Source organism: Vibrio sp. SCSIO 43086, from assembly GCF_051132235.1.
GTDB lineage: Bacteria > Pseudomonadota > Gammaproteobacteria > Enterobacterales > Vibrionaceae > Vibrio > Vibrio diabolicus.
In genome coordinates this window covers 3,352,996-3,366,279 of record NZ_CP072677.1, presented here as the reverse complement: position 1 = coordinate 3,366,279, position 13,284 = coordinate 3,352,996, and the positions used below count along the sequence as shown (strand labels likewise).

Below are 13,284 nucleotides of genomic sequence, written 5' to 3'. Positions count from 1 at the left end.
TTTATCTAGTATAACAAAGCAAGGAAAAATGCTATGTCGAGTCGCAAACAAGCGAGACTGGAAGCAAAACAGTTCATTGAAACACTCTCGGTACAGCCGTACCCAAATTCCACAAAAGTATATGTAGAAGGTTCACGTCCAGATGTTCGTGTACCTATGCGTGAAATAGCGCTAGCAGATAGTCTGATTGGTGGCACAAAAGAAGCTCCTATTTTCGAGCCAAATGAAGCCGTCCGAGTCTACGATACGTCAGGTGTTTATACTGATCCGAACTACGATATTGACCTTTATAGTGGCCTACCAAAGCTAAGAGAAAGCTGGATTGAAGAGCGCGGTGACACAGAGTTACTTGATGAAGTAAGCTCGGTATACACTAAAGAACGTTTAGAGGATGAGACGTTAGACGACCTGCGTTACGGTAACCTGCCACGTATTCGACGCGCTAAAGATGGGCAGTGCGTCACCCAGCTGCACTATGCTCGCAAAGGCATTATTACCCCAGAAATGGAATTCATCGCGCTGCGTGAAAACATGGGTCGTGCCAAGTACCGTGATGATGTGCTGAATCAACAGCATCCTGGTCAAAGCTTTGGAGCGAATCTTCCAAAAGACATTACCGCCGAGTTTGTTCGCAAAGAAGTTGCCGAAGGTCGCGCGATTATCCCTTCTAATATCAACCACCCAGAATCCGAACCAATGATCATTGGACGTAACTTTTTGGTCAAAGTGAACGCCAATATCGGTAACTCATCGGTGACGTCTTCGATTGAGGAAGAAGTTGAGAAGCTCGTTTGGGCGACACGCTGGGGTGGGGATACCGTTATGGATCTCTCTACTGGACGTAACATCCACGAAACTCGCGAGTGGATTCTGCGTAACAGCCCGGTTCCGATCGGTACCGTACCTATGTATCAAGCGCTGGAAAAAGTGAATGGAGTTGCCGAAAACCTTAACTGGGAAGTGATGCGCGATACTCTGATTGAGCAAGCAGAACAGGGCGTTGATTACTTCACTATCCATGCCGGTTTACTACTTCGCTATGTGCCAATGACTGCAAAGCGTGTTACTGGCATAGTCTCTCGTGGTGGTTCTATCATCGCGAAATGGTGTTTAGCGCATCACCAAGAAAGCTTCTTATACACCCACTTCCGAGAGATCTGTGAAATCTGTGCCAAGTATGATGTGGCACTTTCTCTCGGTGATGGTCTGCGCCCTGGTTCGGTTGCCGATGCTAATGACGAAGCGCAATTTGCGGAGCTTCGTACTCTTGGTGAGTTGACTAAGGTTGCGTGGGAATACGACGTACAGGTGATTATCGAAGGTCCTGGCCATGTTCCAATGCACATGATCAAAGAGAACATGGAAGAGCAGCTAGAGCACTGCCATGAAGCTCCGTTCTACACCCTTGGTCCACTGACGACAGACGTCGCTCCTGGTTACGACCATATTACGTCAGGTATTGGCGCTGCCATGATTGGCTGGTATGGCTGTGCGATGCTTTGTTACGTAACACCTAAAGAGCATCTTGGCTTACCAAACAAAGAAGACGTGAAGGTAGGCATGATCACTTACAAGCTTGCTGCGCACGCCGCTGATTTGGCGAAGGGACACCCTGGTGCACAAGTTCGTGATAACGCACTTTCTAAAGCGCGTTTTGAGTTCCGTTGGGAAGACCAATTTAACCTATCGCTAGACCCTGACACTGCACGAGCTTACCACGATGAAACCTTGCCTCAAGAGTCGGGAAAAGTTGCTCACTTCTGTTCGATGTGTGGACCAAAGTTCTGCTCGATGAAGATTTCGCAAGAGGTACGAGAGTACGCGAAAGATACTGAGCAAGTTGCTGCGGACCAAGCAACATCGATCAAAATGCTGGATGATCCTCTTGAGGGGATGCGTCAGAAATCGCAAGAATTTAGAGATACAGGTTCTGAGCTATACCATCCAGTAGCACATGCCGAGGTAAGTGACTAATGAGCAAAATCCTTATTCCGTCATCATTGATCGAACTGACAGGTTTAGTTCAGCAATGTTTGTTGTTGGCGAGAGAACAGGGTTTTAGCATCGAAGACATTGAGTTGGGTGTGAGCCCAACTCAATCTATTCAGCTTGTTCGCGACCAACAGACCACACGCATAACGACAGATCTTATTGATGGTTATGACTCTGAGCATGAGAGTTCACTTGTGCTCTATTACCGCTCTGCTTTATCGGTAGAAGCGTGTGCTAAGCAACCGTCGAAAGCGATTTATATTGGCATTGCTGATACGCAGATATCCGATGAAAAGGAGAAAGTGCTTCAGCTTGATATCTGGCATCACCCAATTAACAACGAAGTGAGAGCGCTTTCCGTTAAGTCCAAATTCAACGCAATGCTTGATCCCGAACATCACCTTGCTTGGATAGTAACGCTGACAGTACTCGATTTTCCTATCGAAGATGCGTTAACACTTGCTCGAGGAATGCTAACTCAACAAGCGAATGTTTCACGTGAAACACTGTTGAATGACAACCTTGACGAGGGAAGATCTACTCAGTGGGCTGACCAATTTGATGATTTCCCCACGCCTGTACTGGAGGATAACCGACTAGGTATTCAAGTTGGTTGGTCTGCGCAAGGTGAGAGCGTTAGCTTTCCAACTCTAACTAAGCAAAGTCTAGGGCTCTACCCAGTCGTTGATGACGTTGCTTGGATTGAGCGTTTACTGCCACTAGGCATCAACACTATTCAACTACGAATCAAGAACCCACAACAAGCCGATTTGGAACAACAGATCATTAGAGCAATTGAGTTAGGTCGTCAGTATCAAGCTCAAGTGTTCATCAATGACTATTGGCAGTTGGCAATCAAGCATGGTGCTTATGGCGTTCACCTAGGACAAGAAGACATAGAAGAATCGAATTTGGCTCAGCTAGCTAAAGCGGGTATTCGTCTTGGTCTTTCTACTCATGGTTATTATGAGTTACTGCGTATCGTACAAATTCATCCTAGCTACATCGCTCTAGGGCATATTTTCCCAACCACCACAAAAAAGATGCCATCGAAACCACAAGGTTTGGTGCGCTTGGCACTGTATCAAAAGCTGATTGATAGCATTCCTTACGGAAACAAAGAGTCGGCTTGCCGTCCTTCAAAAGACAAAGCCGTTAGTGGCGACGTGCTTGGTTTTCCGACGATCGCGATCGGTGGCATCGACCAATCTAATGCTGACCAAGTTTGGCAAACGGGCGTTTCTAGCTTGGCAGTCGTGCGTGCTATTACCTTGGCAGAATCACCTCAGTCCGTTATCGAGTTTTTTGCACAACTGATGAAGGAAAGACAGCTAACGTTTACTGATCAGAATAGTGAATTAGCGGACACCAAGAGAGGCGAGCATGCTCACGGATAAGCAGTTCCTTCGCTATCAACGCCAAGTCGCTTTGCCTGAAATTGCTGAAGGTGGGCAAGAGCGTTTGAGTAAATCGCACGTGCTGATCATCGGCTGTGGTGGGTTAGGAAGCGCAGCGAGTTTGTACTTGGCATCAGCGGGTGTTGGTAAATTGGTTGTGGTTGATGATGATGAAGTTGATAGCAGTAACCTACAACGTCAGATCATTTATCGTGAGCAAGACCTCCAATTTGCGAAAACAAAAGCGACTGTAAAGCAACTCAATGAACTTAATTCTATGGTTCAAGTTCGTGCTCTCAATAAACGATTAGACAAAGCACAGCTGCAGCTTGAGGTGATGCTAGCGGATGTGGTGTTGGACTGTACCGATAACATGCCAACGCGCCAGCTAATTAACCAAGTTTGTTTCGAGCAAAATACGCCGCTCATTTCGGCGGCGGCAATTGGTTGGCAAGGGCAATTTGCTGTTTTTGATTACCAAAAACCGAGTGGACAACTAGCAGAAAGCAAAGCCTGTTACCGCTGTTTGTATCCGTTCGACGAATTACCACAAACTCAAAAGTGCAGTGACAGCGGTGTCGTCGGTCCGGTGGTGGGCACACTTGGCAACTACCAAGCGATAGCGGCAATTCAAAAACTGGCGACGGGAAAGTTTTATGTTGAGACTGCCAAGTTACATCTGTTTGATGGATTGAAAATGCAATGGCAAACCATGGCGATAAGTAAAGACAAACAGTGCCAAGTGTGTGCTCAGATTTAGCTTACGAGTAATGGGCAGAATTAAGAGAGTTGGAAGCAATGACGTTATCAGAACAACAAACAACACAAATGACCGCTGTTGATTTAGATGTGATCACTATTGTCATCAATAACCAGTCACATCAAGTTGCCAGTGAGTCGAGTCTACAGCAAATCATTAGTCAATTTGCGCTGCCTGAAATGGGCTGTGTTTTTGCAATTAATAACAATGTTGTGCCGCGCAGTGAGTGGGCTAGCACAGCTCTTTCACAGGGAGATAGCATCTCTTTGTTTCAAGCGATCGCAGGGGGTTAAAGTCGATGCTTAAAATTGGTGATAAACAATTCGAATCTAGACTGTTCACAGGAACAGGGAAGTTTGCCAACAGCCGATTAATGGCAGAAGCGATTCAAGTATCGGGTTCTCAACTTGCGACTATGGCGTTGAAGCGTGTGGATGTGAACGACCAACAAGACGATATTTTGCTGCCGTTAGTACAAGAGGGAGTGAACTTATTGCCGAACACCTCAGGTGCAAAGAATGCTAAAGATGCCGTATTTGCTGCACAACTGGCGCGAGAAGCGTTAGGCACTAACTGGCTAAAACTGGAAATTCATCCAGACCCGAAGTACTTGATGCCCGATCCCATTGAGACACTGGCAGCCGCTGAACAATTGGTTCGTGAGGGTTTTATTGTGCTTCCTTATTGTCATGCTGACCCAGTTCTGTGTAAACGATTGGAAGAAGTGGGCTGTGCTGCGGTCATGCCATTAGGTGCGCCGATCGGTTCTAACAAAGGGATAGTTTCTCACGATTTCCTAGAGATCATCATCGACCAAGCTAATGTTCCTGTCGTTGTTGATGCGGGTATTGGTGCTCCTTCACATGCCGCGCGTGCGATGGAAATGGGCGCGGATGCCGTGCTCGTCAATACTGCGATTGCAGCTTCGAGCGATCCTGTTGCGATGGCGAAGGCATTTAAGTTGGCGGTAGAGTCGGGGCGTATGGCTTATGAAGCCGGACTTGCAGGTAAGGTTTCTCATGCGGTTGCGTCGAGTCCACTGACGTCATTCCTAGATGAGCTTTAGTCCTAGATTGGTTTAGCTATTAAGCGAGGAAAACATGAGCTTCGTTGAGCAATTTAAGCAGCTTAATTGGGATGACATTTCGATGTCGATCTATGCGAAAACAGCACAAGATGTTGAGCGAGCATTGAGTAAATCCAAGCGTGATTTGGAAGATTTTAAGGCGCTAATTTCACCGGCGGCAGAAGCGTACTTAGAGCAAATGGCACAGTTGTCATACTCGGCAACTCGCAAGCGTTTTGGTAATACCATGTCGCTTTATATTCCATTGTACCTTTCTAATTTGTGCGCCAATGCTTGTACTTATTGTGGCTTCTCAATGGAGAATAGAATCAAGCGTCGTACCTTGAATAGGGACGAAGTGGCTGCAGAAGTCGAAGCCATTAAACGCATGAAGTTCGATAGCGTATTGCTGGTGACTGGTGAACACGAAACCAAAGTGGGCATGAAATACTTTCGCGAAATGGTGCCGATGATTAAGCAACGCTTTAATTATTTGGCGATGGAAGTGCAGCCGCTAGATCAAGACGAATACGCAGAGCTCAAGACATTGGGTTTGGATGCGGTGATGGTTTATCAAGAAACGTATCATCCTTCGACTTATGCTGAGCACCATTTACGTGGCAATAAGATGGATTTCGAATACCGATTGGATACACCCGACCGCCTCGCAAAAGCGGGCATTGATAAGATCGGTATTGGCGCTTTGATAGGATTGGAAGAGTGGCGTACAGATTGTTTTTATGTGGCAGCGCACTTGGACTATCTTGAGCGCACGTATTGGCAGACTCGTTACTCAATTTCTTTCCCACGTTTGCGTCCTTGTGAGGGCGCGCTCCAACCCAAATCAGTCATGACGGATAAGCAGCTTGTTCAGTTGATTTGCGCTTATCGTTTGTTGAATCCAGAAGTGGAGTTGTCATTATCGACTCGTGAGTCACCGAAGTTTAGAGACAACGCATTGGCTTTAGGTATTACCAGTATATCTGCAGCATCGAAAACTCAGCCGGGTGGTTATGCGATGGATGATGTTGAGCTCGAGCAGTTTGAGATCAGTGATGAGCGAAGTGCTGGCTCTGTGGAAGATATGATTCGAGCCAAGGGCTTTGACCCTGTATGGCGAGATTGGCACTCAGCGTATTCTGGTTAAGCAACAAATAAAGCCACTGGTCATCGTTATGTTTCACGTGAAACATAGGCAAAGAAAAGAGGGTTGATGCAAAACATCAACCCTCTACTTTTTCTAACTTCTAACTTCTAACTTCTAACTTCTAACTGTGTGCTACAGGTAGCGTTGCCTGACGAAGCCACTCTTTAACATCACCTTCGACTAGCGGGCTGATCTCATCCCATACTTTCTGGTGGTAATCATTCAGCCAAGCAAGTTCTGGACGAGTTAGCATATCAACGTTGATGTTGCGTTTGTCTATTGGGCAGCGTGTTAGCGACTCAAATGACAGGACAGGGAAGTCACCGTTAGTCGGTGTTTCAACAACAAGCTCTAGGTTCTCAATACGGATACCAAACGCATCTGCACGGTAGTAACCTGGCTCGTTGGATAGCACCATACCTTCAGTTAGAGGCACGTCGATTTGCTTCTTCGAAATGCTCGCTGGACCTTCATGAACACTTAGGAAGTGACCAACACCGTGGCCAGTGCCGTGATCGTAATCGTAGCCTTCCGCCCATAGGTGCTGACGAGCTAGTGTATCGATTTGGTAACCACGTGTGCCTTTCGGGAAACGAGCTCGAGCAACGCCAATATGACCTTTCAGCGCCAACGTAAATTGCTTCTTCATTTCTGAAGAAGGTTGACCAATCGCGATAGTACGCGTGATGTCGGTAGTGCCATCGAGGTACTGACCGCCTGAGTCCACAAGGTAAAGCGTGTTCAGTTCTAACTTACCAGGTTCAGGTTGGTTCTCGTGATTGTAGTGACACATGGCCGCGTTGCCGCCCGCGGCTGAAATGGTATCGAAGCTGAGATCCATTAGCGTAGGGTCTTCGCTACGAAATGCTTCCAGTTTGTCTGCTAATGTCGCTTCGTCATGCAGGTTACCAGCAGCAACTTCCGCATCTAACCAACATAGGAACTTGCTCATTGCCACGCCATCGCGGATATGACACGCCTTCATACCGGCAATTTCAACCGCGTTCTTCGCCGCTTTTGGCATCAGACATGGGTCTGCTGCTGCAATCACGGACGCACCAGAGTTTTGTAGTACTAGCTTAAACCAAGCGTTACTGATTGCAGGGTCAACCAATACCTTTTTACCTGTCATGGCTTCAAGGCGAGATTGAAGTGCTTCTGGGTGGTGAACGGTCACACCGGTGCCTACGTGAGCGTCAAAATCAGCAGGTAGACGAGCAGGATCGAGGAAGTATTCCACGCTTGAATCTGAGTGCAGAATCGCGTGAGAAAGCAGAACTGGTAGGCGTGATACATCTAAACCACGTACATTCAGCAGCCAACAAATAGAATCTAATGCTGTGATCACAGCGCTATCTGCACCCGTTTTTTTTACCAGTTGGGCGATCTCTTGACGCTTACTCTCACTTGATTGACCGACGGCTTCTGTTGGCATCAGGCGAACATCAGAGACAACAGGCGCTGGGCGGTCATGCCACAACTCATCAATTGGGTTATTGGTCAGAATATTTAGCTCAAGCTTTCCAGCCAGTTTAGCTTGTGCCATGTCTAGCCAAGCTGAGCTGTGCATACGAGGATCAATTGCGACTGATGCGTTCGTTGGCAGGTTGTCTAGAACCCAATCTAAAGCTGGTTCTTCAATAAGGTGACGATATTCAAATAGGTCACCAGGGACTTGTTTGGTGACTTGAACGGTATAGCGGCCATCAACAAACATAGCAGCCTTCTCTTTGGTGATGACGGCGGCACCAGCAGAGCCTGTAAAGCCTGTTAACCAATGTAAGCGCTCGTTGTGCGCTGGGACGTATTCACCCAAATACTCGTCCTCGTGCGGAACCAGTAGGGCATCAATATTATGTTGTACAAGCCATTCGCGAATCGCATTCACGCGGCTGAGAGTTTCGTTGTGCATCTGTTTTATTCCTTCAAATTACCGCTCCTTCATGCTCAGGTGTGGGAGCTGTTTCCTTCTGCTTCATGCAGTTTATGATCAACGCAAGTTTGCAATGACTTAGGTTGAGTCGGAGTACAACTAGGCCATAGATGAGCCAAAAAGGACTACGACAGTTAAGCTACTCATTTTACCCGCTAAGCGCAAATTGAGAGCGGTATTTTTATCTAAGGTGATCGGTTTTTTGTGTGATCATCGTACGTAGCCAACCCAATGCAGGGTCGTTTTCTCTGTCTCGGTGCCAGAATAAAGTGTAAGCCATAGGTGGAAATTCTAGCGGGAGTGGTAGTACGACCAAATCAAGCTGTTTAGCAGCGAGCTGCACAAAATGGCTTGGGGCGGTAAAAATAAAGTCAGTGTAGGAACATAAACTTGCGGCACTATTAAAGTCCGGAACGGTGACGGCAATATCGCGGTCGGCTCCAATATCGGCAAGGCGATAATCTAACAGCCAACGGTCGTTGCCGTCACAACGCACTTGTACGTGACGCAGGGCGAGATACGCTTCGAGGTTCCAAGGCTGTTTTAATGCTGGGTGATTTTTGCGAATAATGCACATCTGGTGATCACGATAAATTTCTAGTTCGCATATGTCATCGGGTGGCAGCAGAGTCAGCTTGGCATCATTAATATCGATGTCTTTTCCAGTTAAGCCTAAGTCTAGCTCGCCACGTTGCAGCATTTTAAAAGTATTATCGGACCAAGGGTGAGTGCTGATCGTCACCCCAGGGGCTTGCTGAAAAATCGCCGGTAAGAAATGGGGTAGAATCAGAGGGTAAACACTTTCAACCGCTGCTATTTGAAAACGGTATTCGCTACTTTGTGGAGAGAACTCTTCTGGTTGAGTCAGTACTTCTAACTGGTTTATCAACAGATCCAGTTTCGGTTTAAGAAACAAAGCGCGCGGTGTTGGTGTTAATCCATGCGAGTTTCGGGTGAAAAGCGGGTCATCAAATTGGATGCGCAGTTTAGCCAGTGATTTGCTCACGGCGGATTGACTTAAGCACAATCGATGAGCCGCGCGAGTGACGTTTAACTCTTCTATCAAAACTTTAAAACAGACCAATAGATTTAAATCGATACGAGCCAGTTTTTCGACGTTCACGGTGAATTTCCTCTAAGGAATAATGCTCATGATTATACATCATTTCCATTCATATCATCAGATGATTAAGCTCTATCCAAAGTTCTTTATCCAATTCGGAGTGTTGTGTGCCTAGCCAGTTTTCTAATAGTAAAAAACAGATGGCGTTATTGACCCTTTTGGTTCTTTTCAGTCCTCTTGCGATTGATATTTATCTACCTGCTTTACCTCTTATTGCTTCCACTTTTCAGGTCGATAATGCGCTAGCACAAGACACGATCACTTGGTTCTTATTTGCGATGGGTGTCGGGCAACTGTTTGCTGGCCCTTTGGCAGATAAACTCGGACGTCGAACTGTTGCATTGGGTGGTATCACTATCTATGCGATGAGCGCTTTATTGGCGTGGAGTGCTCAAAATATTGAATGGATGTTGGTTTCCCGACTGCTACAAGGCTTAGGTGCTTGTGCGACATCGGTAGCAGCCTTTGCAACAGTTCGCGATATCTTTGGCCCGGAAAAAAGCGGCAAAATGATCAGCTACCTTAACGGTGCGATTTGTTTTATTCCGGCATTAGCTCCAATTCTAGGTAGCTGGTTAACTCAGCAATTTGACTGGCGTGCTAACTTTAGCTTTATGGCTGGCTTTGCCGTTGTGTCCGGTTCATTGATGTTTTTCATGATGAAAGAGACCAACCCATCAACGGAAAAGCAAGCAGTGTTTAAGCTCAGCCGTTATTGGGCAGTGCTTAGTACGCCATCTTTTGTTTTCCATGCGTCATTATGCTTGATGGCGATGGCGGTTATTCTTGCTTACGTTACCTCAGCACCGTCGGTATTGATGACGGGGATGGGGTTGTCGATGAATGAGTTCACCTTCTGGTTTGGTGTGAATGCGGTGATAAACATTGCGGCATGTATGTTGGCGCCTAAGTTTATGGAGCGCGTTGGCACGCACAACACCTTGGTTACGGGGATCTCGACTCTGGGCCTCGCAGGTGTGATCATGCTAGTGATGAATGGTCAGAATACCGCGCTTTCTTTTATGCTACCTATTTTCATGTCGTCAGTGGGTTTTGCATTCATTCTGGGTGCAGCGGCAGGGAAAGCATTGGAACCGTTTGGTGACAAAGCGGGTACGGCTGCGGCACTGCTTGGGTTGTTCCAAATGAGTGGCTCTGGTTTGTTGGTTGGTACGTTGCAGCGTTTATCTTTGGAACCTCAGACACTGATCGCAATACATATGTGGGTTCTGTTGCCTGCGTTGGTGGTTCTGTTTACAAAAGCAGGTAAGAACTGGCATTCAAGCTTTGCGAAAGCGTAAATCAGTGTAATTTAGTATTTTCCAATGTAAGTAAGGCGTGTATATTTGTCGTTCAGACTTTTCCTGACACCATAACGGAACTCAAAAAGTAATGTCGTTAACCACGTATGAAATGGCTCGTATTCTAGAGCAAATGGAAGATTCACCAGAAAAGGTGATGTTTGGCAAGTTGCTTAATGAGCTGGGTAATCAAAGCTCCGAGCGTATTCGTAGTGCGGCTAAACAAGTACCTCTGCCAATTTTGCGTGATATCGTGTACCAATTCCAGCAAGTGATTGAGTCGCGCAAAGGTGAACAAGTTGAGCTGTTGGCAAAAGATCTTGCTCAACAGGGCATCTCAGCTGATGAGCTTCTTGCTTACTTAAATAAACAATAAAAAGTCCCCGCCACTGCGGGGATTTTTTTATCGCGTCAACTTATTCTTTATAACATGGTCAATAGAGATAACTCCCGGTCCCCATACGATGACCACTAAAATCATGAATCCCCACAATTGATGATCATAGAACCCTTTTTCCCACAATACCGGGTAAGAGATGACCGCGATGATATTGAACACAAACAGAATCGCAGCCATCGGGCGGGTAATTAATCCCAACGCTAAAAACACTGGCAGAATTAACTCGGCAGCCGTTCCCATGTAGGCCGCTAACTCCCAAGGCAAAAGTGGCACTTGGTATTCCAATTCGTATAGATACAGCGTGCTATCCCAAGAAGAAACTTTGATTAACCCTGAATTGAAGAACACCCATGCAACCCACAAACGACAAAATAGAAGTAGTAAAGGGACAAAGCCAGCTTGTAAGGTATTGATCAAGTCGTCGTACCGATTGACTAAGTTTTTAACCGTATTCGTCATAGAGTGCTCCTTAGATTGATTTCAATGTAAAGCCGTCAACGAGATCGAGTGCCATGATGCTATTAAGGTGAACGAGCAAAGCTTCGGGTATTTCGCTCAAACTCTGCTTCTGCTCTAAACATTGCAGCAGTTGAAAAACATCGGTATCGAGTGCGTGACATTGAGCTTCTCCATTGGCTTGAATAGAGATGACACCTCGCTGTAATTGATTGATATTGAGCTGTTCAAACTCTTGGTGTTGAATCGCATGAAAGAGATCAAATACGGCGTAGTTTGAGTCAAAGCTGCGACTGCCAGTGCGCAAATGAAACACCAATTGAGGTTGTTGTTCTTCCGTCACTTGGGCAAGTGCAGATAAAGGGATTCGATTTGGTTTTTCGACTTTCTCATTCTGTATTTGTCGAGCTAAGTCCATATGCCATTCAAACCTTGCGACTTCAGGAGTGTACTGGGCTTGGGTCATGACCTGACTAAACTGCATAATCGTATCTTGAAAGCCCACACCATAATGTACGACATTACCTTCTGCTAAGGGGTGAGAAAGTACGTGTTGGCGAGCAATTTGATCGAAGCATTCTTTTCCAACTAAGGCTTCAACCATTGGGTAGGTCGCTGCCAATACCTCACTCAAGCTGATGATAAAGTTATTGCGGTAAATCTGTATGCGTTCATCTGCTGTAAACTTGTCACTCACAATGTCGCATTCTTCACCGAGCGCTTGATAATGTAGGGCTTTAGCAAATTGACTCTGCAAGGTCGCAAGATTCATGACGCTTTCCTTTTGCTCTTTTGGTCAATCAAATGGTTTTGCTGCAATAGTGAGGATGCTTTTTCTGTTTCGCCAAGGAGGATTTCTGGTGCAGGAATATCCAAATCCCATTCAATCAGCGTATGGCGAGGGCCGTGTTTTTGTGTCCAACTAACGAACAGCTGCCATACTTCATCACTGACGGGACGGCTATGAGTATCAATCCAAATCTCACCTTTATCCAATGCCTTAATAGTAAAACCTGCCAAATGAATCTCGTCGACTTTGTCGGCTGGAATCGCATCTAGGTATGTGTCGCAATCAAAACCGTGATTGAAGGCGGAAACATATACGTTATTTAAGTCGAGTAATAAACGACAGTCGGTGCGCTTTTGCACTTCGGTAAGAAAGTCCCATTCACTGATGGTTGAATGGTGAAACTTCACATAACTAGATGGGTTCTCAATTAAGATTTCACGTTGTAGATGTTCTTGCACTTCAAGCACGTTACGAGTGAAGACTTGCAGCGCTTCTTCCGTGTAAGGCAAGGGAAGTAGGTCATTGAAGTAGTGACCAACATTTTCACTCCAACTTAAATGGTCAGAAACGAAGAGCGGGTCAATTGTATTTATCAATGCTTTTAGTTGCGCTAAATGTTTCGTATTCACACGTTCCACCGAGCCCAGCGATAAACCAATACCGTGGCAACTGATGTGGTAGTGCTCGCGTAATGCTTGTAGTTGATGGCGCTCTACTGAGTTGGGCTGAAAGTAGTTCTCGCTGTGGATTTCTAGCCACGACAGCTCAGGTTTGTGTTGGCTAAAATAATCGAGATGAGGGGAACGTAATCCGACGCCAGCAAGAGGATGGAAAGAGTGATGTTTCACGTGAAACTCCTTTTCTGATTGGCGAGTAACTGGGGGCGTTGGTTAAAGTGCAACGCGCCCCACAGAAACTT

13 protein-coding genes are annotated in these 13,284 nt (G+C 46.2%); 8 read left to right on the top strand and 5 right to left on the bottom strand.

Annotation, left to right across the window (positions count from 1 at the left end; translation table 11 throughout):
- Positions 1–33: 33 nt before the first annotated feature.
- Genes thiC through thiH form a run of 6 tightly spaced genes read left to right on the top strand, consistent with a single transcriptional unit; the run spans position 34 to position 6,362 of the window.
- The gene (thiC, locus tag J8Z23_RS15940) at positions 34–1,974 is read left to right on the top strand and encodes a phosphomethylpyrimidine synthase ThiC (protein ID WP_434634269.1); all 1,941 of its coding nucleotides are present in this window, start codon (positions 34–36) and stop codon (positions 1,972–1,974) included.
- The gene (locus J8Z23_RS15935) at positions 1,974–3,389 is read left to right on the top strand and encodes a thiamine phosphate synthase (RefSeq protein WP_434634266.1); all 1,416 of its coding nucleotides are present in this window, start codon (positions 1,974–1,976) and stop codon (positions 3,387–3,389) included. Before thiC ends, J8Z23_RS15935 begins: the two co-directional genes overlap by 1 nt.
- Complete coding sequence (locus J8Z23_RS15930) at positions 3,376–4,149, top strand: HesA/MoeB/ThiF family protein (RefSeq protein WP_301605706.1); 774 nt, start codon at positions 3,376–3,378, stop codon at positions 4,147–4,149. Before J8Z23_RS15935 ends, J8Z23_RS15930 begins: the two co-directional genes overlap by 14 nt.
- A 38-nt stretch (positions 4,150–4,187) precedes the next feature.
- The gene (thiS, locus tag J8Z23_RS15925; protein WP_434634264.1) at positions 4,188–4,442 is read left to right on the top strand and encodes a sulfur carrier protein ThiS; all 255 of its coding nucleotides are present in this window, start codon (positions 4,188–4,190) and stop codon (positions 4,440–4,442) included.
- A 5-nt stretch (positions 4,443–4,447) separates the two neighbouring features.
- Positions 4,448–5,215 (top strand): thiazole synthase, encoded by a 768-nt coding sequence (locus J8Z23_RS15920; protein ID WP_434634262.1) that lies wholly within the window; start codon positions 4,448–4,450, stop codon positions 5,213–5,215.
- Positions 5,216–5,249: 34 nt separating this feature from the next.
- A complete protein-coding gene (gene thiH / locus J8Z23_RS15915; protein ID WP_253652438.1) occupies positions 5,250–6,362 on the top strand; it encodes a 2-iminoacetate synthase ThiH in 1,113 nt (370 codons plus the stop codon).
- A gap of 121 nt (positions 6,363–6,483) precedes the next feature.
- On the opposite strand, the gene J8Z23_RS15910 is transcribed toward thiH, so the two are convergent.
- Positions 6,484–8,274, bottom strand: a complete 1,791-nt coding sequence (locus J8Z23_RS15910) for an aminopeptidase P family protein (RefSeq protein WP_301580286.1) — start codon at positions 8,272–8,274, stop codon at positions 6,484–6,486.
- Positions 8,275–8,476: 202 nt separating this feature from the next.
- The gene (locus J8Z23_RS15905) at positions 8,477–9,418 is read right to left on the bottom strand and encodes a LysR family transcriptional regulator (protein WP_006743068.1); all 942 of its coding nucleotides are present in this window, start codon (positions 9,416–9,418) and stop codon (positions 8,477–8,479) included.
- Positions 9,419–9,558: 140 nt separating this feature from the next.
- On the opposite strand from J8Z23_RS15905, the gene J8Z23_RS15900 reads away from it, so the two are divergent.
- Together J8Z23_RS15900 and tsrA are read left to right on the top strand one after the other, a co-directional pair.
- On the top strand, positions 9,559–10,719 hold the full coding sequence (locus J8Z23_RS15900; protein WP_031780601.1) for a multidrug effflux MFS transporter: 1,161 nt from the start codon (positions 9,559–9,561) through the stop codon (positions 10,717–10,719).
- Between the two features lie 91 nt (positions 10,720–10,810).
- The gene (tsrA, locus tag J8Z23_RS15895) at positions 10,811–11,095 is read left to right on the top strand and encodes an H-NS-like global regulator TsrA (protein ID WP_005397034.1); all 285 of its coding nucleotides are present in this window, start codon (positions 10,811–10,813) and stop codon (positions 11,093–11,095) included.
- Between the two features lie 27 nt (positions 11,096–11,122).
- Here the strand turns inward: tsrA and J8Z23_RS15890 are convergent, their stop codons facing one another.
- The 3 genes from J8Z23_RS15890 to bufB are packed head-to-tail and all read right to left on the bottom strand — an operon-like array spanning position 11,123 to position 13,213.
- Positions 11,123–11,578 (bottom strand): DoxX family protein, encoded by a 456-nt coding sequence (locus tag J8Z23_RS15890; protein WP_301660070.1) that lies wholly within the window; start codon positions 11,576–11,578, stop codon positions 11,123–11,125.
- 10 nt (positions 11,579–11,588) lie between these two features.
- Positions 11,589–12,347 (bottom strand): HvfC/BufC N-terminal domain-containing protein, encoded by a 759-nt coding sequence (locus tag J8Z23_RS15885; protein WP_301660071.1) that lies wholly within the window; start codon positions 12,345–12,347, stop codon positions 11,589–11,591.
- On the bottom strand, positions 12,344–13,213 hold the full coding sequence (gene bufB / locus J8Z23_RS15880; protein ID WP_301660072.1) for an MNIO family bufferin maturase: 870 nt from the start codon (positions 13,211–13,213) through the stop codon (positions 12,344–12,346). Before bufB ends, J8Z23_RS15885 begins: the two co-directional genes overlap by 4 nt.
- Between the last annotated feature and the right edge of the window lie 71 nt (positions 13,214–13,284).